Below are 21,652 nucleotides of genomic sequence, written 5' to 3' on the forward strand. Positions count from 1 at the left end.
TGTTTATCAATAAAAAGAAATACTTCTTATTTTACTGGTTTGTGTGCGTCTGGATTATCTTTGCAAGAACCGTCGCTGCATTTGCCGTATAGGTATAAGCTGTGGTTAGTCAACGTCACGTTGTACTTAGCGGCGATTTCTTTTTGACGTTGCTCAATAACATCGTCAGAAAATTCAATAACTTCACCACAATCCAGACAAACAAGGTGGTCGTGGTGGTGTTGCGTTGATAATTCAAAAACTGATTTGCCGCCCTCAAAGTGGTGACGAGTTACAATACCAGCATCATCGAATTGGTTGAGTACACGATAAACGGTTGCAAGACCAATCTCTTCACCGAGATCAATCAGCTTTTTGTACAAATCTTCAGCACTGATGTGCTGGCAGTCTGGCTGCTGAAGTACTTCTAGAATTTTTAGCCTCGGAAGGGTTACTTTTAAGCCCGCATCCTTCAGCGCCTGATTATTGTCTGACATATACTTTCCCGTTGGATCATCTGCAGCGATTTAACAGAATTCAATATTCCTACCATTATAGGCGAAGCGTTCGAAACATTAAACCACGAACTTCAAAGGGTTAATAGATTCTTTTTGTAAATTAGAAACAGGTCGATTATATTACAGATCAGACCAGTTACAAATTGATAACATCAGAATCGCAAAGACATGGAAAGTTATGAATAAGCGACTTGCTAAGATATATAAACCGGGAATTGTGAAATTTGCGCTCAATATTTGGCCGCCATTTTGGGGGGCGGGTATTAAAATCTTACATATTTCTGAAGACTTTCGAGCGGTTAAAGTACGTTTGAAGTTGAGATGGTGGAATAAAAACGCCAATCGCACTCAATATGGAGGGAGCATTTTTTCCCTGACGGATCCTATCTACTCGCTGATGCTCATGGGTATTCTACGTGAAGAATATTATGTATGGGACAAAGAGGCGAGCATCAACTTTATCAAGCCAGGACAAAGTGATTTGTTTGCTGAATTTGAGGTGACGGAAGGAATGCTGGACGACATCTATCAGATGACGCGCAATGGAGAAAAATGTTTCCCTGAGTTTATTACCCACGTCAAAGATAAGGAAGGCAATGTGGTCTCTGAAGTTCAGCGCAAATTGTATGTACGCAAGAAACCACAATTCCGCGAAGAAGAAATTGCTACTGAGGTATCTTGATTACCACATACAAAAAGACCTCCAGAGTGGAGGTCTTTTTAATGAATGCTTTTAATTAGCCTTCAAGCTCAGCTAGGCACATCTCTTCGTAGATTTGCTTAACCCAGTTTTCAACACGTTCATCAGTAAGTTCTGGTTGACGGTCTTCATCGATACATAGACCTACAAACTGGCTATCATCACCTTCTACAAGTGCTTTAGATGCTTCGAACTCGTAACCTTCAGTTGAAGTGTGACCCAGAATAGTACCACCTTTCGCTTCAACGATATCACGTACTGTACCCATTGCATCACAGAAGTACTCTGCGTAATCTTCTTGGTCACCACAACCGAAGATAGCAACTAGCTTTGTCGAGAAGTCGATTTGCTCAAGTTCAGGGAAGAAGTCATCCCAGTCACATTGTGCTTCGCCATAGTACCAAGTCGGGATACCTAGAAGCAGAAGATCAAAGTTATCAATGTCTTCTTTGCTGCTTTTTGCGATGTCTTGAACGTGAACTAGTTGTTTACCTAGTTGCTTTTGAATCATCTTTGCAACGGCTTCAGTATTACCTGTGTCGCTACCGAAGAAGATACCTACACTTGCCATAGAGTCTATACCTTTACATTGTTTGTTACTGGCTATGGGATAGAGAGCTTAACCGAGCCCTGTGCCTTCCCAACTGAGCTGAATCAGACCTTTCGCAATGAAGCCAGCGCAGCCAAGGAAAAGAACCAACCACACAATACGACGACCGAAAACAGGTACGTTACCTTGTTTTAGTACATCTTTTATTGCCATCCCGATGAAAAAGAAGATAGCAGCAAAAAGAAGATCGAGCCCGATCGACTCGAGCATGTCCATATAGTCGTATAGCATTGTCGTCCTTCATGCCAAAAATTCTTGGGCGCACTATACCACTGTTAAACCGTAAAGTTAATGCACAACAAGAAGGGTTATTTCAATAATCTGGCGTTGTTTTCCGAATTTGTTAACTGGAAATATATTTCCTAATCACCCGCATAACTTCTGCTGGTTTTTCTGCATGTAACCAGTGTCCTGTGTTAGCAATAATGTGCGCTTTTGCATTGTTAAACTGACGCTTAACTGCAGGCTGGTGCTCTGGCATCAAGTAGTCGGAATCGCCGCCTTTAACAAATAGAGTTGGAATATCGGTGGGTGCGATGTCGTTCCAACCGATGATGTTGTCGTAGTTGTTCAGTAAGCCCGTGACGTTAAAACGCCAATCCATTTTGTTCCCGTTTTTATATAGGGACTTTGACAAGAATTGTCTGACTCCATCCATCTCGATGTGTTGAGCGAGAATATCCATAGTTTGTTGTCGATTGGCTGGTTGTTCCTCGATTACTGCTCGCAAGCCATTAAATACATTGTCATGACGGTTGGTTTGATAAGCCACAGGAGCCATGTCTAATACAATCAGCTGTTTGACGAATTCAGGTGAGACATCTGCGAGTTTCATCGCTACTTTGCCACCCATTGAGTGACCAATAACTAACGCTGGCTCGATGTTTAAATGGTGAAGTAAATCAGCAACATCTTGTGCCATCACTTCGTAATTGTGTGTATCTGAATGGAAAGAAAGACCATGATTTCGGAGATCAATGCTGATCACTGAGTGATCTTGAACGAGATCGCGAGCCAGTAAACCTAGATTACTGAAACTGCCAAATAATCCATGAATCAAAACAACCGTTTGGCCTTGCCCTTCCTGCTTATAGTTGAGTAATGCTGACATTTTATCTTATTCGTGATGGGTTTAACGTGGAGTATCCGCGAGGATCTCGTTATAATCCCCCAGAGTTTAAACATTGAGAATGTGAAAAGCGAATGAAAACAATTGAGGTTGATGAGGATCTATACCGTTACATTGCAGGTCAAACCAAGCATATCGGTGAAAGTGCCTCGGATATTTTACGACGCCTTTTGAACCTTGATGGTCAGTTGCAGGAAGCAGTCGTTGCACCTGTAGTAGAAAAGCCACAAGGGATTGTAGTAAGTAAAGATGCAGGTAAAGTAGAATCAGTAGATACCGTAAAAGAGATGCGTTCTCTACTTATCTCTGATGAGTTTGCTGGTCTTAAGAAAGCGATTGATCGCTTCATGTTGGTACTATCAACCTTACACAAACTAAATCCAGAGAGTTTCTCCCAAGCGACAAAAGTGAAGGGACGCAAACGTGTTTACTTTGCTGATAACGAAGAGACTCTACTAGCAAATGGTAACACTACCAAGCCTAAAGCAATTCCTGGTACGCCATTTTGGGTAATCACTAACAACAACACCAGTCGTAAACGACAAATGGTGGAGCAGGTGATGACGCACATGGAATTCCAGCCTGACTTAATAGAGAAAGTAACAGGTTCAATCTAAGAAACCTGATAGAAGCCTCATAATGTGTAGCGTGTAGCGGATATTATGAGGCTTTTTTGATTTTATTTGTATTTAAAGAAAGGATGTCAAACATGGCTATGCACCCTCGTGCTGGGCAAAAAGCGCAGCAGGAAGATCTTCACAATATCCCAGCACTCGTTGCTAATTACTTCTTACTTCAGCCAGATGCAACTAATGCAGAACATAAAGTTCAATTTGGTACTTCTGGTCATCGCGGTACTGCAGACAAACACACTTTTAACGAAAACCACATCTTAGCGATTGCTCAAGCGGTAGCGGAAGTTCGTGCAGAACAAGGCACAACGGGTCCATTGTTTGTGGGTAAAGACACTCACGCGCTTTCTGAGCCTGCTTTTTCAAGTGTGGTTGAAGTATTGATTGCAAACGGTGTACAAGTGATTGTGCAGCAAGACAACGGCTACACACCAACGCCGGGTATTTCTCATGCGATCCTGACTTACAACATCAAGCACGATGATAAGGCAGATGGCATCGTGATCACACCATCTCACAACCCACCACAAGACGGCGGTATCAAATACAATCCGACTCACGGTGGTCCTGCAGAAGCTGAACTGACTCAAGCGATCGAAGATCGTGCAAATGCGCTAATTGCCGAAGGTCTACAAGGTGTTAAACGCTTACCTCTAGCAGAAGCAAAAGCATCGGATCTGTTTGTAGAGATGGACTTGGTGAAACCGTACATCGATGACCTAGTTAATGTTATCGATATGGAAGCAATCCAAAAAGCAAACTTGAAAATTGGTGTTGATCCATTGGGTGGTAGCGGTATTGATTACTGGCGTCAAATTGGTCAGGTGTACAACCTAGATCTAACGCTAGTAAGTGAAGCGATTGATCCTTCTTTCCAATTCATGTCTCTCGATAAAGATGGCGTTGTACGTATGGATTGTTCTTCTCCTTACGCAATGGCTGGTCTATTGGCATTGAAAGATGAATATGATTTAGCTTTTGGTAATGACCCTGACTACGACCGTCACGGTATCGTTACGCCAAAAGGTTTGATGAACCCGAACCACTTCTTAGCGGTTTGTATTGACTACCTATACCGTCATCGCGATGTGTGGGGCAAAGATGTTGCTGTTGGTAAAACGCTAGTATCAAGTGCTCTTATTGACCGTGTTGTGGCTGATTTAGGTCGTGAACTGTGCGAAGTACCAGTCGGTTTCAAATGGTTTGTTGATGGTCTATACACTGGTAAGTTCGGCTTCGGCGGTGAAGAAAGTGCTGGTGCGTCTTTCCTTCGTAAAGATGGTACGCCTTGGTCAACAGACAAAGATGGCATCTTGTTATGTCTTCTAGCGGCAGAGATCACTGCGGTAACGGGTAAGAACCCGCAAGATTACTATGAGGAGCTAGCTGCGAAGCATGGTGAGTCTAAGTACAACCGTATTCAAGCTGTAGCGAATGGTCCGCAAAAAGACGTACTGAAGAAGCTTTCACCTGAAATGGTAGCGGCTGAAACACTAGCAGGCGATGCAATCACTGCTCGTCTAACGCACGCTCCTGGTAACGGTGCTGCAATTGGTGGTCTTAAAGTCACGACCGCTAATGGTTGGTTCGCAGCTCGTCCATCAGGCACTGAAGACATCTACAAAATTTACTGTGAAAGCTTCAAAGGTGAAGAGCACCTAAAACAAATCGAAGCTGAAGCACAAGAAATCGTTAATCAAGTATTTGCAGCCGCTGGTTTGTAACTTAAGCGATTATTGTTTGAAAGGGTCGACTTTGTGTCGACCCTTTTTTGTTTGTGAAGAGGTAATGCTTCGCTTCAAGATTCGAAGGAGCCTCGCTTGGAGAGGCGAGCAAAAAGAAAGGGAGCCCAACTCGTTCGTTTCTCCCTTGTGAAGGTGATGAACTGGATATACTGGACCTCGGCAGCGTCATTTCCGAAAGCGGTGAAAGGTTGTGGTCGAGAATCTTTCTTATAACCGGAAATGTGGAGATTAGCTCGTTGAAAGAACTTGTCCCTAAAAAGACAAAATAAAATGTCTTTCGTTTTTAATTGGGCCACGTATCCGGTACAACAAACCAAAACTGGCCGTCCTTTGTCTGCGCGTGAACAAACCTATCAGATGGTTTGTCGATTGGATCCAAGAATTCCTCATTACCAGTTGCCCAGAGCGGTTTAGGAAGTGCGTAAAGTGGCTGTTTAATTTGTTCCCATTGGCTTTGATAACACCAGAAACCAGATATTTGTGTAAGGTCTAATTCATAACCTAAACAGGTTGTAGGGATAGGCTCTTTTGAAAAAGGGTTTACGTACAGACGTCCCTGCATTAGTAAATGTTCACTCGGTTCACTGTTTAGCGGTAGTTGCTGACGAAACTCTTCCCTTTGGCTCATTTTTAGCTGGTGGTTGAGCATACGTTCGAGCTTTTTGTGCAGTTGGTCGTGAGCATTCGGTCCATACCAAACGCCTTGATGAAGTAAGTAGAATTTAATTGCGACTTCCCAATGCTCATGTTGATTACTTTCTACATTTTTTAAGATCAGATCGACAGCACCAATGGTTCGCCCAGTGGCGTCATTTAATTGAATCTCTTCAGCAACCAGTTCATAACGAGGCGAACAGGTTAGCAACTTGGTGCAAAGGTACTGATACAGAAAACCAAGGCGAGGGTTTCCATCATATTCTTCATTGTCTGGCAGAGCCTGCGTCTGAATATCTTTGACAGTGACAAAAGGGGGCTTAAGTTTGAAAAGCGGAGGGGTGTTAGCAATCCATTGTTGGAAACGTTGTAGTGAATTCATCCATTATCCTTGTTGTCACGGGTAAAGCCTTTCTATTGTATCTAAATTTGTTTGAGTTGGGGATGTCACAACTGGCATCTGGATTGCGGTTCGATATACACTTTGCTCAAGCCACAAGTATTGGAAGTAATAATGAATAATTTACAGTTGGAAAAGATCCTCAACGAGAAATTGTCGCCGCAACTTATCAAAGACTACGCGCCAAATGGAATGCAAGTAGAAGGTAAATCAGAAATCAAACGTATCGTAACTGGTGTCACTGCTTCACAAGCCTTGATCAATAAAGCCATCGAGTTGGAAGCTGATGCTCTGCTTGTGCATCATGGGTACTTTTGGAAAGGTGAACCAGAGCCTATTCGTGGTATGAAAGGTAAGCGCATTCGTAGTTTGATTAAAAACGACATCAACCTTTACGGCTACCACTTACCGTTAGATATTCACCCAGAACTCGGCAATAACGCTGAGCTTGCTCGTTTGTTGAATATCTCGGTTGAAGGTGGGTTAGAAGGTCACCCTCAGTCCGTGGCGATGTTTGGTCGTTTAAAACAAGCGATGACAGGTGCTGAGTTTGCGAACAAGATTAATCAAGTCCTAAACCGTGAACCTTTGCATATCGCACCTGAAAATGCAGACAAAATGATTGAGACCGTCGGTTGGTGTACTGGCGGTGGTCAAGATTTTATTGAGCTTGCCGCTCAGCACGGATTAGATGCGTTTATTTCGGGTGAGATCTCAGAACGAACAACTTACACCGCTCGTGAGTTAGACATTCATTATTTCTCTGCGGGTCACCATGCTACAGAACGTTACGGTATTAAGGCGTTGGGTGAATGGTTGGCGCAAGAGCACGGGTTAGATGTCACGTTTATCGATATTGATAATCCAGTATAGACGGGACGGACTTCATCCTTCGTGATACGGGGACGCTCTGCTTTCTAAACAGAGAGAAAGAGCAGATCCCCAACTCACTTGTGCCTCGCTCATAAAGAAGACGAAAACTCTGAAGTCTTCACGACGTCATCTCCGATTGTGAGGTAGGAGCAACGTCAGGAATTTCTTGTGTAATAGCTGTAAGAGCGTAGAGAAATAATCTCTCGATGCGACGCATTTCATAGAACGCTGCGTGTTCTCATCTCTTCAAATAAAGAAAGGGTTGACGCTTTCACGTCAACCCCAACTCTTGTCCGATTATCGATTCTAACGGTTATTCACGCTCGTGCAGTGGAGAGAACTCACGCTGAGTTTCACCTGTGTATAGCTGACGAGGACGACCGATTCGGTTTAGTGGGTCGCTGTGCATTTCGTTCCAGTGAGCGATCCAACCGATAGTACGAGAAATCGCGAAGATTACCGTAAACATCGATACAGGAATGCCGATCGCTTTTAGAATGATACCTGAGTAGAAGTCTACGTTCGGGTAAAGCTTCTTAGACACGAAGTATTCGTCAGAAAGTGCAATACGCTCAAGCTCCATTGCTACGTCTAGTAGTGGATCTTTAATGTTTAGCTCTTTTAGAACTTCGTGACATGTTTCGCGCATAACTGTAGCACGTGGATCGTAGTTTTTGTAAACGCGGTGACCAAAGCCCATTAGACGGAACGGGTCATCTTTGTCTTTTGCACGCTCAACGTACTCAGGAATGTTCTCTACACTGCCGATCTCTTCAAGCATCTTCAGACATGCTTCGTTTGCACCACCGTGTGCAGGACCCCATAGAGAAGCAATACCTGCGGCAATACATGCGAATGGGTTCGCACCAGAAGAACCAGATAGACGAACGGTTGATGTTGATGCGTTTTGTTCGTGATCTGCGTGAAGCGTAAAGATTTTATCCATCGCACGAGCAACAACAGGGTTTACTTCGTATTCTTCACATGGGTTTGCGTACATCATGTGTAAGAAGTTTTCTGCGTAGCTTAGGTCGTTACGAGGGTAGATAAATGGCTGACCGATTGAGTACTTGTAACACATCGCCGCCAATGTTGGCATTTTCGATAGCAGACGGTACGCCGCAATTTCACGGTGTTCGTCGTTGTTGATATCTAGTGAATCGTGGTAGAAGGCCGCTAGTGCACCAACTACACCACACATTACTGCCATTGGGTGAGCGTCGCGACGGAAGCCATGGAAGAAGCTTGCGATTTGCTCGTGCACCATTGTATGGCGAGTAACCGTTGTTTTGAATTGCTCGTATTGCTCACGGGTAGGGGCTTCGCCATAAAGCAGGATGTAACATACTTCCAAGTAATCTGCGTTATTGGCTAATTGGTCAATTGGGTAACCGCGGTGCAAAAGAATACCTTTGCCGCCGTCGATGTACGTGATTGACGATTCACAAGATGCAGTGGCAAGAAAACCTGGGTCAAAAGTAAAGTAACCATTGGCTCCCAGTTTACGAACATCAATCACAGGTGTACCTAGCGTACCGTCCATAATTGGCAGTTCGATCGGCGCATGACCTTCAACATGAAGGGTAGCTTTCTTATCCGCCATAACAATCTCCTTTGTTTATTATTTAATCCGTCCAGGATGTTTATGTGCCATTTTTGTACTGTTGTTAAAGCTTAAAGTCAATTTTTCTCCATTTTTGTGTGCACTTGTTATGATTTTTCTCATGAAAATCGTTAAAAATCTGTTCTATGTAGCATAATTTGTTACATCAATTGTATTAGAATGTTGCTAGCCGTATATTGGCACAGAAAATTTTAGTTAAATCCTTATAAATTCGGGGCTAGAAACAAAAGTGAGGTTTGTTTGTGGACTCCGGTTGTTAACAAAGTGTTTACAATTATCTCCGAGCTTATTGCGAGTATTTGTTAATCAAATGTTAACTTTTGTACGTTTGGAAGCTGAAATTGGTTATAACAATAAATGCTCAATGGAGCTGAGTGAGCAAGCCCGTGAAAGAAAGAAAGTCAAGACCTGTTAATTTAGATTTACAGACCATCCGCTTTCCCATCACAGCAATCGCGTCAATCCTACACCGTGTATCTGGTGTGATTACGTTTGTTGCGGTGGGTATATTACTTTGGTTACTGTCCATTTCTCTGTCGTCCCCGATGGGTTTTATGGAAGCCGCTGACATTGTCGATAGCTTCTTCGTGAAATTCATTCTATGGGGCATTCTAACTGCACTTGCCTACCACATTGCTGGTGGTGTTCGTCACTTATTGATGGACCTAGGTCATTTCGAAGAACTCGATTCAGGCGCGATGAGCGCTAAAGTCGCATTTGGTGCAACTGCAGTGTTATCACTACTGGCGGGGATCTTGGTATGGTAAAACACGTTTCTTCATTTGGTCGTAATGGTGTTCACGATTTCTTATTGATTCGTGCTTCAGCCATCATTATGACGCTATACACGATTTATCTAGTGAGCTTCTGTGCTTTCTCAGATATCTCTTACGCATCTTGGACCCAATTCTTTGGTGGTACTTTCACCAAAGTTTTCACCATGTTGGCACTTGTTTCTATTCTGATTCACGCGTGGATTGGTTTATGGCAAGTCTTAACCGATTACATTAAGTGCTCGAAACTTCGCGGTGCACTTCAACTTGGTGTTATTGCCGTTTTGTTCGGCTATGTCTTCTCTGGTCTATTTATTCTGTGGGGTGCGTAAGTGTCTATTCCAGTTCGTGAGTTTGATGCCGTAGTAATCGGCGCTGGTGGTGCGGGCATGCGCGCTGCACTACAAATTTCGGAGCAAGGCTTATCATGTGCTTTGCTATCTAAAGTTTTCCCAACTCGTTCTCATACTGTATCCGCGCAGGGTGGTATTACAGTTGCGCTTGGTAACTCGCACAAGGACGATTGGCAATGGCATATGTACGATACGGTAAAAGGTTCTGATTACATCGGTGACCAAAATGCGATTGAGTACATGTGTAAAAATGGTCCTGAGTCAGTTATCGAACTAGAAAAAATGGGTCTTCCATTCTCTCGCTTTGATAACGGAACAATCTACCAACGTCCATTTGGTGGTCAGTCAAAAGAGTTTGGTGGTGAGCAAGCGGCTCGTACAGCAGCAGCGGCAGACCGTACTGGTCACGCACTTCTTCACACGCTCTACCAACAAAACGTAAAACACAAAACAACCATTTTCTCTGAATGGTACGCTCTAGATTTGGTGAAAAACCAAGACGGCGCGATCATGGGTTGTACGGCTATCTGTATGGAAACGGGTGAGATTTGTTACTTCAAATCGAAAGCAACCATCCTAGCAACAGGTGGTGCTGGTCGTATCTACGCGTCGACTACCAACGCGCACATCAATACTGGTGATGGTGTTGGTATGGCACTTCGCGCAGGCGTTCCAATGCAAGACATGGAAATGTGGCAGTTCCACCCAACGGGTATTGCTGGTGCAGGTGTTCTTGTTACAGAAGGTTGTCGTGGTGAAGGTGGTTACCTTCTAAATAAAGATGGCGAGCGCTTCATGGAGCGTTATGCGCCAAACGCGAAAGACCTTGCTGGTCGTGACGTAGTAGCTCGTTCTATGATGATTGAAATCCGTGAAGGTCGTGGTTGTGACGGTCCTTGGGGCCCACACATCAAGCTGAAATTGGATCACCTAGGTAAAGATGTTCTTGAGTCTCGTCTGCCTGGTATCTGTGAGCTTTCGCGTACATTCGCGCACGTTGATCCAGTTAAAGAGCCAATTCCAGTAATCCCAACTTGTCACTACATGATGGGTGGTGTTCCAACGCAAGTTTCAGGTCAAGCAATCAAACAGACTGCTGACGGTAATGATGTCGAAGTCCAAGGTCTATACGCTTGTGGTGAAATTGCTTCTGTATCGGTACACGGTGCAAACCGTCTGGGCGGCAACTCACTGCTTGATTTGGTGGTATTCGGTCGCGCAACAGGTCTACACCTCGGCGAAACACTGGCTGCACAAGCTGAAGCTCGTCCAGCAACAGAGTCTGACATCGAAGCTTCACTAGCGCGTACTATGCGTTGGGAGAACAGCACTGGTGGTGAAGATCCAGTTCAAATCCGTAAAGATCTACAATCTTGCATGCAAAACAGCTTCTCGGTATTCCGTGAAGGTGATGCAATGGCAACAGGTCTGGAAGAGTTGAAAGTGATTCGTGAGCGCCTAAAAGATGCACACCTAGCTGACAAGTCTTCTGAATTCAACACGCAACGTATTGAGTGTTTAGAGCTAGACAACTTGATGGAAACTGCATTCTCTACAGCAGTAGCGGCAAACTACCGTACTGAAAGCCGTGGCGCACATGCTCGCTTCGACTTCCCTGAGCGTGATGATGAAAATTGGCTATGCCACTCAATCTACAACCCGGAAACTGAAGCAATGACTAAGCGTGATGTGAATATGACGCCAACTCATCGTGAAGCTTTCCCTCCGAAAGTACGTACTTACTAAAGGGAGGATATGACTATGAAACTGAACTTCTCTTTATACCGTTACAACCCGGATGTAGACACAAAACCTTACATGAAAGACTACGTTCTTGAAGTGGAAGAAGGCTCAGACATGATGGTTCTGGACGCGCTGATTTTACTAAAAGAGCAAGATCCGAGCATTGCATTCCGTCGTTCATGTCGTGAAGGGGTATGTGGATCTGATGGTCTGAATATGAATGGTAAAAACGGTCTAGCGTGCATTACTCCGCTATCTGCGCTTCAAGGTGACAAGATTGTCATCCGACCGTTACCTGGCCTACCAGTAGTACGTGATCTTATCGTTGACATGACACAGTTCTACGATAACTATGCGAAAGTTAAGCCTTTCTTGATTGATGACGGTGCTCTACCACCATCGCGAGAGAACTTACAATCGCCAGATGAACGTGCGCATTTAGATGGATTGTATGAATGTATCATGTGTGCATGTTGTACAACTTCTTGTCCATCATTCTGGTGGAACCCAGATAAATTTATCGGCCCTGCTGGTCTCTTAGCGGCTTACCGTTGGCTAATTGATAGCCGAGATACAGCAACTGATGAACGTTTGTCCGATCTTGATGATGCATTTAGCGTTTTTCGTTGCCATGGCATCATGAATTGTGTAAGTGTTTGTCCTAAGGGGCTAAATCCTACGAAAGCCATCGGTCACATCAAGTCGATGCTGGTGAATCGTTCGATTTAATTAACAACAAAAATTGCCGACCCAAATGGGTCGGCTCTTAATAGCTCGGCGCAGACCGAAGCAAACGTGAAAACTACTGGTTAAGGGAAAATATGCACAACGGCGTGATGAAGGCATGGCTCGAGTCTTCACACTTGGCTGGCGCCAATGCAACGTATGTAGAGGACCTCTACGAACTGTATCTAAGTGATCCCGATCTGGTAAGTGAGGAGTGGAAACGCGTATTTGATGAGTTGCCTAAAAACTCAGAAGAAGTGGCAGAACAGCCGCATTCGCGTGTCCGTGACTACTTCCGACGACTCGCTCAAGAAACAAAGCATTACAGTGTCCAAGTTAGTGATCCAGATGTCGACGCTAAGCAAGTAAAAGTTCTACAGCTTATCAACGCATACCGCTTCCGCGGTCATGAAGCTGCTGAGCTTGATCCTCTAGGTCTATGGCAACGTCCACCTGTGGCGGAGCTAGACCCTGCATTCCACAATCTCACCGAAGATGACTTCGAAGAAACTTTCAACGTAGGTTCTTTTGCTATTGGGCAAGAAACCATGCAGTTGAAAGACATCTACTCAGCTCTGAAGAAAACGTACTGTGGTTCTATTGGTGCTGAATACATGCACATGACAGACACAGAACAGAAGCGTTGGATTCAGCAACGTTTAGAGTCTGTGGTTGGTCAGCCATCTTTCGATAAAACTGAAAAACGTACATTCCTTGAGGAGCTAACTGCTGCTGAAGGTCTTGAGCGTTACTTGGGTGCTAAGTTCCCAGGCGCTAAACGTTTCTCTCTAGAAGGTGGTGATGCACTAATTCCGATGACAAAAGAGCTGATTCGTCATGCTGGTAAGAGCGGCATGCGTGAAGTGGTTATCGGTATGGCTCACCGTGGACGTTTGAACATGCTAGTCAACGTTCTAGGTAAGAAGCCACAAGATTTGTTTGATGAGTTTGCAGGCAAACATGACGAAACATGGGGTACGGGTGACGTTAAGTACCACCAAGGTTTCTCTGCAGACTTTGCAACGCCAGGTGGCGATGTCCACTTAGCGCTAGCATTTAACCCATCTCACCTTGAGATTGTAAACCCAGTAGTTATCGGTTCGGTTCGTGCGCGTCAAGATCGCCTTGGTGACTTTGATGGTAGCCGCGTACTGCCAATCACTATTCACGGTGACTCAGCAATTGCAGGTCAGGGCGTGGTAGCAGAGACGTTTAACATGTCTCTAGCGCGTGGCTTCTGTGTCGGCGGTACGGTACGTATCGTCGTAAACAACCAAGTTGGTTTTACAACATCGAACCCTCGTGATACTCGCTCGACGATGTACTGTACTGATATTGCGAAGATGGTACAGGCTCCGATTTTCCACGTTAACGCTGACGACCCAGAAGCAGTTGCTTTTGTCACTCGTATTGCTCTGGATTACCGCAACGAGTTTAAGCGTGATGTTGTGATTGATTTGGTTTGTTACCGTCGTCATGGTCACAACGAAGCGGATGAGCCGAATGCGACTCAACCGTTGATGTACCAGAAAATCAAAAAGCACCCAACACCACGTAAGCTATACGCTGATGTATTGATCGATAAAAATGAATCAGACATTGAAGTTGCAACTCAGCTTGTGAATGAGTACCGCGACGCGCTTGATAAAGGTGAAGTTGTGGTGAAAGAGTGGCGTCCAATGGCTCTTCACTCTGTTGACTGGTCTCCGTATCTAGGTCACGACTGGGATGTTGAGTGGGATAACAAATTTGATTCAACTCGCTTGAAAGAGCTTGGTCAACGCCTAATTCAATACCCGGATAGCCATAAGCTACAAAGCCGTGTAAACAAGCTTTACAACGATCGTGCTGCAATGATCAGTGGTGAGAAGCCATTAGATTGGGGTATGGCAGAGACACTTGCGTACGCTACCTTAGTTGACGATGGCAAGCGTATTCGTATCTCTGGTCAGGACTCAGGTCGTGGTACTTTCTTCCATCGCCACTCTGTTTTGCATAACCAAAACGATGCGAGCACTTACATCCCGCTAGCGAATATTCATGACAAACAAGGTCCATTCCAAGTCTTTGACTCTGTATTGTCGGAAGAAGCGGTTCTGGCGTTTGAGTACGGTTACGCAACGGCAGAGCCAAGCGGTTTGACCATTTGGGAAGCACAATTTGGTGATTTCGCAAACGGTGCGCAAGTGGTGATCGACCAGTTCATTTCGTCGGGTGAGCAAAAATGGGCTCGTCTATGTGGTCTGACGATGCTGTTGCCACACGGTTATGAAGGTCAAGGTCCTGAGCACTCGTCAGCGCGTTTAGAACGTTACCTACAATTGTGTGCTGAACAAAACATGCAGGTTGTAGTGCCATCTACACCAGCACAGGTTTACCACATGATCCGTCGTCAGGTGGTGCGTCCAATGCGTCGTCCACTGATTGTTATGTCACCTAAGTCGCTACTGCGTCATCCACTTTGTACATCGTCTTTGGAAGATCTTTCTGAAGGTACATTCCAGCCAGCGATTCCAGAAATCGATAATCTGGAACCAAGCAAAGTGAAACGTGTTGTGTTCTGTTCGGGTAAGGTTTATTTCGACCTTCTAGAACAGCGTCGCAATAACGAACAAGATGATGTTGCTATTGTGCGTATTGAGCAGCTATACCCATTCCCGATGGAAGAAGTTCAAGCCGCTATTGAGCAATACACGAATGTTGAAGACTTTGTATGGTGTCAGGAAGAGCCTCAAAACCAGGGTGCTTGGTACTGTAGCCAACACAACTTCCGTGCAGCTATTCCAGCAGGCGCAGATCTTAAATACGCAGGTCGCCCAGCTTCTGCTTCGCCAGCAGTAGGCTACATGTCGGTGCACTTGAAACAACAAAAAGCGTTGGTTGAAGACGCTCTGAACGTGAACTCAAAAACTTCGAATTAAGAACTAGAAGTTAAAGGAAGAAACAGATATGACAATTGAAATTCTGGTTCCAGATTTACCTGAATCAGTTGCTGACGCAACCGTAGCGACATGGCACAAACAACCAGGCGACGTAGTCGAGCGTGATGAAGTTCTGGTTGATATCGAAACTGATAAAGTCGTGCTTGAAGTACCTGCTCCGGAAGCGGGCGTTTTAGAAGCCATTATCGAAGAAGAAGGTGCGACAGTACTTTCTAAGCAGTTGATTGCAAAACTTAAGCCAGGTGCCGTAGCAGGCGAACCAACGACAGATTCAACAGAAGACAAAGAAGCATCTCCTGACAAGCGTCATAAAGCAACGCTGACAGAAGAGAGCAACGATGCGTTAAGCCCTGCGGTTCGTCGTCTTCTTGCTGAACACGGTCTAGAAGCAAGCCAAGTGAAAGGCTCTGGTGTTGGCGGTCGCATTACTCGCGAAGATATCGAAGCGCACCTTGCAAACGCAAAAGCAGCTCCGAAAGCAGAAGCTCCAGCAGCCGTTGAAGCGCCTGCGGCAGCTCGCAGCCAAAAACGTGTTCCAATGACGCGTCTACGTAAGACAGTGGCAAATCGTCTTCTAGAAGCGAAAAACAACACGGCAATGCTAACTACGTTTAACGAAGTGAACATGAAGCCAATCATGGACCTTCGTAAGCAGTACAAAGACCAGTTTGAAGAGCGTCACGGCACTCGTCTTGGCTTCATGTCTTTCTACGTGAAAGCAGTAACTGAAGCACTAAAACGTTACCCAGAAGTGAATGCATCTATTGATGGTGATGACATCGTTTACCACAACTACTTTGATATCAGTATGGCGGTTTCTACGCCACGCGGTCTAGTGACGCCAGTTCTAAAAGACTGTGACACGCTAGGTTTTGCTGACATCGAAAAAGGCATCAAAGAGCTAGCAATCAAAGGTCGTGACGGCAAGCTAACGGTTGATGAGTTGATGGGCGGTAACTTCACTATCACTAACGGCGGTGTATTTGGTTCATTGATGTCTACGCCAATCATTAACCCACCACAATCAGCAATCTTGGGTATGCACAAGATCCAAGAGCGTCCAATGGCGGTTGATGGCAAAGTAGAAATCTTGCCAATGATGTACCTAGCACTATCTTACGATCACCGTTTGATTGATGGTCGTGAGTCAGTGGGTTTCCTAGTAACAATTAAAGAGCTACTAGAAGATCCAGCGCGTCTGTTATTAGACGTTTAATATCGCTAAAACGTCGAGTTGTCCCTGATAGCTCGACGCCTACAGCATCCAAGGCTAGACTGGCTCAGCGTCTGGCCTTCACTTGAACTGCCCCCGATATAATCTATAAGCAGTTGATTTGAGAAGACCCTACAGACGCACCGCATGAAGTGGTGTTATGGAAATAATAAATCCCTTAAGGGATAAACAAACGGAATATCAAAATGAATTTGCACGAATACCAAGCCAAACAGCTGTTTGCAGAATTCGGTTTGCCTGTACCGGAAGGCTACGCATGTGATACGCCACAAGAAGCTTTTGAAGCAGCGGGTCGCATCACTACTGAAAAGAAAGTTGTAAAGTGTCAGGTTCACGCTGGCGGTCGCGGTAAAGCGGGCGGCGTAGAGCTACACGATACAAAAGATGGTGTAAAAGAATTCGCACAAAAATGGCTAGGTAAGAACTTGGTTACTTACCAAACAGACGCAAATGGTCAGCCTGTTACTAAAATCCTTGTAGAAGAAGCATCTAACATTGCTAACGAACTTTACCTTGGTGCGGTTGTAGACCGTGCAAGCCGTAAGATCGTATTCATGGCTTCAACTGAAGGTGGTGTGGAAATCGAAAAAGTTGCGGAAGAAACACCGGAGCTAATCCACAAAGCAGCAATCGATCCACTAGTAGGTCCTCAGGCTTACCAAGGTCGTGAGCTCGCGTTCAAACTTGGTCTTGAAGGTGACCAAATCAAACAATTCGTTAAGATCTTCATGGGTCTTGGCACTATGTTCTCTCAGTACGACCTAGCGCTACTAGAGATCAACCCACTGGTTATTACTGGCGAAGGCAACCTGCTGTGTCTTGACGGTAAGATCAACATCGACTCAAACGCGTTATACCGTCAGCCTAAGCTTCGTGAAATGCACGATCCTTCACAAGAAGATGAGCGTGAAGCGCACGCAGCTCAGTGGGAACTGAACTACGTAGCACTAGACGGCAACGTTGGCTGTATGGTTAATGGTGCAGGTCTGGCGATGGGTACAATGGACATCGTAAACCTACACGGTGGCAAGCCGGCTAACTTCCTAGACGTAGGTGGCGGTGCAACAAAAGAGCGTGTAGCGGAAGCGTTCAAGATCATCCTATCTGATGACAACGTGAAAGCAGTTCTAGTCAACATCTTCGGCGGTATCGTTCGTTGTGACATGATCGCAGAAGGCATCATTGGTGCAGTGAAAGAAGTTGGTGTAACGGTACCTGTTGTTGTTCGTCTTGAAGGTACTAACGCTGACCTAGGTCGCGAAGTTCTTGCTAATTCTGATGTTGATATCATTGCTGCTGAGTCGCTAACAGATGCTGCTCAGAAAGTTGTTGCTGCTGCGGAGGCTAAATAATGTCTGTACTAATTAACAAAGACACTAAAGTAATCTGTCAGGGCTTCACGGGTGGTCAAGGTACTTTCCACTCAGAGCAGGCAATTGCTTACGGTACACAAATGGTTGGTGGTGTATCTCCAGGTAAAGGTGGTCAAACTCACCTTGGTCTTCCTGTATTCAACACTGTACGTGAAGCAGTCGAAGTGACTGGCGCAACAGCAACAGTAATCTACGTGCCAGCGCCATTCTGTAAAGATGCAATCCTAGAAGCGATTGATGCGGGTATTGAGCTTATCGTGACCATCACGGAAGGCATCCCAACAACAGATATGATCGATGTTAAAGTGAAGCTAGAAGAAACTGGCGTTCGCATGATCGGTCCAAACTGTCCGGGTGTTATCACACCTGATGAATGTAAGATCGGTATCATGCCTGGTCATATTCACAAGAAAGGTAAAGTAGGTATCGTTTCTCGTTCAGGTACTCTAACGTACGAAGCGGTTAAGCAAACAACGGATGAAGGCTTCGGTCAATCAACGTGTGTTGGTATCGGTGGTGACCCAATTCCTGGTTCAAACTTTATCGATATCCTTAAACTTTTCCAAGAAGACCCAGAAACTGAAGCAATCGTAATGATTGGTGAAATTGGTGGTACTGCGGAAGAAGAAGCTGCTGCTTACATCAAAGAAAACGTAACGAAGCCTGTGGTTTCTTACATTGCTGGTGTAACGGCTCCTCCTGGTAAACGTATGGGTCACGCTGGTGCGATTATCTCTGGTGGCAAAGGTACTGCTGAAGACAAATTCGCAGCACTAGAAGCGGCTGGCGTTAAGACTGTGAAATCTCTAGCAGAGATTGGCAAAGGTCTACGTGAAGTGACAGGTTGGTAATCAACCAAACCATTACAAAAGCATCAAAAAAGCCTGCGATTTCGCAGGCTTTTCTTTTTCTATCAGTACATTAGGCTTTACGTCTAATCAATTGGCTAAGCATAAACAGGAATGTTGCACTAATGACAACAGAAGGACCTGCTGGCGTATCGAAGTGCCAAGATAGGCTTAACCCCATTAACACTGCAATCGAACCGATAATCGAGGCAAACAATGCCATTTGCTCTGGTGATGAGGAAACTTTACGCGCAGTGGCTGCAGGGATAATCAGTAGAGAAGTCATGATCAATGCGCCAACAAACTTCATACCTACTGCTATGACCACACCCACCATCAGCATTAATACCAAACGCACTAGATCGGTATTCACGCCCTCCACGGCGGCAAGCTCTTCGCCGACTGTGCTGGAGAGCAGTGGGCGCCAAAAGATGTACAAACACGCACTTACAGCAACAACACCAGCGTAGATGAACATCAGATCTTGTGGCGAGACCGCAAGCAAGTCACCGAATAGGTAGCTCATAAGATCTACGCGAACGTTGTCTAAGAAACTGACGGACACTAAACCAATGGACAGTGCACTGTGCGCCAAAATACCAAGCAAGGTATCTGTCGCCACAAGCTGTTGTTTTTGCAGAGTCACAAGCAGGACCGCTAACGCTAAACAGCAAACTAGTAGCGCAAGATATAGGTTCACATTGAGTAAAAAGCCCAGCGCTAACCCCATTAACGAGGCGTGAGCAAGGGTATCGCCAAAGTAAGCCATTTTTCGCCAAACCACGAATGAGCCAAGTGGACCTGCGATGAGCGCAATACCAATACCAGCCAGAATTGAAGGCAATAAAAACTCAATCATGATGATGATGTCCGTGAGAATGGTTTGAACAAGATGTAGCATCGCCAGTGACTGGTGAACCCGCTAAATCGTGGTGGTGATGCTCATGATCATGATGGTAAAAAGCCAGAGATTCTCGAGTCGCATTACCAAACAGCGCAATGTAAGAAGGGTGCTGGGTGATGGTTGCCGGTGAGCCAGAGCAGCACACATGATGATGCAAGCAAATCACATCGTCAGTTTTAGCCATCACTAAGTGCAAGTCATGAGACACCATGAACACACCGCAGTCAAATCGGTGGCGGATGCTCTCAATTAAGTCATAGAGATCGATCTGACCTTGAACATCGACTCCTTGAGCGGGTTCATCTAATACCAACAATTCTGGACGTTGTAGTAGGGCGCGTGCGAGCAATACTCGTTGGTTCTCTCCGCCAGATAGACGGTGCATGTTACTTGCGATGAGATGCTCAGCTCCAACAAGGCGTAGCGCATCGAGACATTCCTGCTTGCTATACTTGCCAGCAAGGTTCAAAAAGCGAATGACATTGAGTGGCAGTGAATCGTTGAGTTTCAGTTTCTGAGGAACATAACCAATTTTCAGTTTACGTTGCTTCGTTAACTTACCGCTGGTCGGTTTTTGGAGACCTAGAATGACTTTAACTAATGTCGATTTTCCCGCTCCGTTGGGACCAATTAGGGTGGTGATCTTGCCCTTTTCTAATTCCATAGTGATATTGTCGAGAACTCTGCGTTCGTCAAACTCGACGCACAGTTGCTCAAGACGGACTAGTGAAGACATGAATGAAACTCATTTGCAAAATAATAATGTTATAATGTAACATTATCTCACTTTCCACGCCATACCCCAAGTAAAACTATGAAAAGAGCTATTATTCTTGCTGTCTCAGCAATATTAACGTTACCTGCTCACGCGGTAACTGTGTTAACCAGTATCAAACCAATTCAAATGATCACGACCGAGCTTACTGAAGGCGTAACAGCTCCGGACGTATTGCTACAAAACAATGCATCTCCGCATGATTACGCGTTGCGCCCTTCTGATGTCCAGAAAGTAGCTGCTGCGGATTTGGTGATTTGGTATGGGCACGACCTCGAACCATTCCTTGAAAAAGTGGTGACAGATAGAGGGAACACACTGACACTAAGCCAAATTCCAGGTTTGTCGCTGCGAGAGTTTGGTAGCGAGCATTCTCATGATCACGATGGTCATGACCATGGTACACATGACCCTCATTTTTGGTTGGGTGTTGAAACAGTACAACAGGTCGCTAATGCAATTGCACACAAGTTAGCGGAAGTTGATCCAGTACATGCCGATACGTACGCCAACAACCTGAAGAAATTTGAAGTAAAGTTGAACGCGACTGATTCTGAGATTAAACAGCAGCTTGCTCCAGTCAAAGATAAAGGTTACTTCGTATTCCATGATGCTTATGGGTATTTTGAAGAGCGTTATGGTTTGAATCAAATGGGTCACTTCACCGTTTCACCAGACCGTAAACCTGGTGCAAAAACACTGATTCGTATCCGTAAAACGTTGGGAACCGGTGATGTAGCGTGCGTGTTCTCTGAGCCTCAGTTTACTCCGGCGGTTATTGAGAGTGTGATGCGCGGCAGTAACGTTCGTTCAGGTGTTCTTGATCCGCTAGGTAGTGAGGTTGAGGTGAAATCTGGAAGTTACTTCGAATTTCTTAAAGGAATGTCCAACAGCTTTAGTCAATGTTTGAGCGAAAAGTAACAATTGTGTTGTGCTTCTCTACACGGAATACGTTTTTAACGTGATCTGGCAGTAAGAATTACAAACCTTAAGCGCAGTGAGTCTTTTCTATCAAAGGATTTGAGATATCATTATCAATAATTAGCGGCTCAAAATAACCATATAGACACTTAGCTATGGAAGGCATGAGTGAACCATGAGTCGCACGTATTGATAC

General features: G+C 45.1%; 21 protein-coding genes. 13 read left to right on the forward strand and 8 right to left on the reverse strand.

Features of this window, described 5'->3' with window-relative positions; all coding sequences use genetic code 11:
* Positions 1-26: 26 nt before the first annotated feature.
* Positions 27-476: a ferric iron uptake transcriptional regulator FcrX gene (gene fcrX, locus OH463_RS00195; protein ID WP_005446402.1), complete on the reverse strand. Its 450-nt coding sequence runs from the start codon at positions 474-476 to the stop codon at positions 27-29.
* Positions 477-675: 199 nt separating this feature from the next.
* On the opposite strand from fcrX, the gene OH463_RS00200 reads away from it, so the two are divergent.
* Positions 676-1,179, forward strand: a complete 504-nt coding sequence (locus OH463_RS00200) for a DUF4442 domain-containing protein (RefSeq protein WP_074050211.1) — start codon at positions 676-678, stop codon at positions 1,177-1,179.
* A gap of 55 nt (positions 1,180-1,234) precedes the next feature.
* Here the strand turns inward: OH463_RS00200 and fldA are convergent, their stop codons facing one another.
* From fldA to OH463_RS00215, 3 genes are all read right to left on the reverse strand, one after another.
* On the reverse strand, positions 1,235-1,768 hold the full coding sequence (gene fldA, locus OH463_RS00205) for a flavodoxin FldA (RefSeq protein WP_005446405.1): 534 nt from the start codon (positions 1,766-1,768) through the stop codon (positions 1,235-1,237).
* Positions 1,769-1,816: 48 nt separating this feature from the next.
* Complete coding sequence (locus tag OH463_RS00210; protein WP_005446406.1) at positions 1,817-2,038, reverse strand: DUF2788 domain-containing protein; 222 nt, start codon at positions 2,036-2,038, stop codon at positions 1,817-1,819.
* Between the two features lie 112 nt (positions 2,039-2,150).
* Positions 2,151-2,918, reverse strand: coding sequence for an alpha/beta fold hydrolase (locus tag OH463_RS00215; protein WP_050937955.1), 768 nt, complete (start codon positions 2,916-2,918; stop codon positions 2,151-2,153).
* Between the two features lie 92 nt (positions 2,919-3,010).
* On the opposite strand from OH463_RS00215, the gene seqA reads away from it, so the two are divergent.
* Together seqA and pgm are read left to right on the forward strand one after the other, a co-directional pair.
* On the forward strand, positions 3,011-3,553 hold the full coding sequence (gene seqA / locus OH463_RS00220; protein WP_269990246.1) for a replication initiation negative regulator SeqA: 543 nt from the start codon (positions 3,011-3,013) through the stop codon (positions 3,551-3,553).
* Between the two features lie 92 nt (positions 3,554-3,645).
* Entirely contained in the window at positions 3,646-5,292 is a 1,647-nt protein-coding gene (gene pgm, locus OH463_RS00225; protein WP_017818951.1) for a phosphoglucomutase (alpha-D-glucose-1,6-bisphosphate-dependent), read from the forward strand.
* Between the two features lie 304 nt (positions 5,293-5,596).
* On the opposite strand, the gene OH463_RS00230 is transcribed toward pgm, so the two are convergent.
* Complete coding sequence (locus tag OH463_RS00230; RefSeq protein ID WP_269990248.1) at positions 5,597-6,349, reverse strand: DUF1853 family protein; 753 nt, start codon at positions 6,347-6,349, stop codon at positions 5,597-5,599.
* Positions 6,350-6,481: 132 nt separating this feature from the next.
* Between OH463_RS00230 and OH463_RS00235 the strand changes: the two genes are divergently transcribed.
* Positions 6,482-7,240: a Nif3-like dinuclear metal center hexameric protein gene (locus tag OH463_RS00235; protein WP_005446417.1), complete on the forward strand. Its 759-nt coding sequence runs from the start codon at positions 6,482-6,484 to the stop codon at positions 7,238-7,240.
* A 313-nt stretch (positions 7,241-7,553) separates the two neighbouring features.
* Here the strand turns inward: OH463_RS00235 and OH463_RS00240 are convergent, their stop codons facing one another.
* Complete coding sequence (locus OH463_RS00240) at positions 7,554-8,843, reverse strand: citrate synthase (RefSeq protein WP_005446419.1); 1,290 nt, start codon at positions 8,841-8,843, stop codon at positions 7,554-7,556.
* A 395-nt stretch (positions 8,844-9,238) separates the two neighbouring features.
* Here OH463_RS00240 and sdhC point away from each other — a divergent pair, with 395 nt between their 5' ends.
* From sdhC to sucD, 8 genes are all read left to right on the forward strand, one after another.
* Positions 9,239-9,631 (forward strand): succinate dehydrogenase cytochrome b556 subunit, encoded by a 393-nt coding sequence (sdhC, locus tag OH463_RS00245; RefSeq protein ID WP_005446421.1) that lies wholly within the window; start codon positions 9,239-9,241, stop codon positions 9,629-9,631.
* Positions 9,625-9,969 carry a succinate dehydrogenase, hydrophobic membrane anchor protein gene (gene sdhD, locus OH463_RS00250; protein ID WP_005446422.1) on the forward strand — a complete coding sequence of 115 codons (345 nt, stop codon included), beginning with the start codon at positions 9,625-9,627 and terminating at the stop codon, positions 9,967-9,969. Before sdhC ends, sdhD begins: the two co-directional genes overlap by 7 nt.
* The gene (gene sdhA, locus OH463_RS00255; protein ID WP_009698584.1) at positions 9,970-11,736 is read left to right on the forward strand and encodes a succinate dehydrogenase flavoprotein subunit; all 1,767 of its coding nucleotides are present in this window, start codon (positions 9,970-9,972) and stop codon (positions 11,734-11,736) included.
* Between the two features lie 15 nt (positions 11,737-11,751).
* Positions 11,752-12,462, forward strand: a complete 711-nt coding sequence (locus OH463_RS00260; RefSeq protein WP_005446424.1) for a succinate dehydrogenase iron-sulfur subunit — start codon at positions 11,752-11,754, stop codon at positions 12,460-12,462.
* A 92-nt stretch (positions 12,463-12,554) separates the two neighbouring features.
* Positions 12,555-15,380, forward strand: coding sequence for a 2-oxoglutarate dehydrogenase E1 component (sucA, locus tag OH463_RS00265; RefSeq protein WP_009698583.1), 2,826 nt, complete (start codon positions 12,555-12,557; stop codon positions 15,378-15,380).
* A 28-nt stretch (positions 15,381-15,408) separates the two neighbouring features.
* On the forward strand, positions 15,409-16,617 hold the full coding sequence (gene odhB, locus OH463_RS00270; RefSeq protein WP_005426699.1) for a 2-oxoglutarate dehydrogenase complex dihydrolipoyllysine-residue succinyltransferase: 1,209 nt from the start codon (positions 15,409-15,411) through the stop codon (positions 16,615-16,617).
* A 203-nt stretch (positions 16,618-16,820) separates the two neighbouring features.
* Entirely contained in the window at positions 16,821-17,987 is a 1,167-nt protein-coding gene (gene sucC / locus OH463_RS00275; protein ID WP_005446426.1) for an ADP-forming succinate--CoA ligase subunit beta, read from the forward strand.
* Positions 17,987-18,859, forward strand: coding sequence for a succinate--CoA ligase subunit alpha (gene sucD / locus OH463_RS00280; protein WP_005436989.1), 873 nt, complete (start codon positions 17,987-17,989; stop codon positions 18,857-18,859). Before sucC ends, sucD begins: the two co-directional genes overlap by 1 nt.
* 70 nt (positions 18,860-18,929) lie before the next feature.
* Here the strand turns inward: sucD and znuB are convergent, their stop codons facing one another.
* Complete coding sequence (znuB, locus tag OH463_RS00285) at positions 18,930-19,715, reverse strand: zinc ABC transporter permease subunit ZnuB (RefSeq protein ID WP_269990251.1); 786 nt, start codon at positions 19,713-19,715, stop codon at positions 18,930-18,932.
* A complete protein-coding gene (gene znuC / locus OH463_RS00290) occupies positions 19,708-20,496 on the reverse strand; it encodes a zinc ABC transporter ATP-binding protein ZnuC (protein ID WP_009698581.1) in 789 nt (262 codons plus the stop codon). Before znuC ends, znuB begins: the two co-directional genes overlap by 8 nt.
* A gap of 78 nt (positions 20,497-20,574) precedes the next feature.
* Here znuC and znuA point away from each other — a divergent pair, with 78 nt between their 5' ends.
* Positions 20,575-21,456 carry a zinc ABC transporter substrate-binding protein ZnuA gene (gene znuA / locus OH463_RS00295; protein ID WP_009701938.1) on the forward strand — a complete coding sequence of 294 codons (882 nt, stop codon included), beginning with the start codon at positions 20,575-20,577 and terminating at the stop codon, positions 21,454-21,456.
* The last annotated feature ends 196 nt before the right edge of the window (positions 21,457-21,652 follow it).

The organism is Vibrio sp. NFR (assembly GCF_027587095.1).
GTDB lineage: Bacteria > Pseudomonadota > Gammaproteobacteria > Enterobacterales > Vibrionaceae > Vibrio > Vibrio harveyi.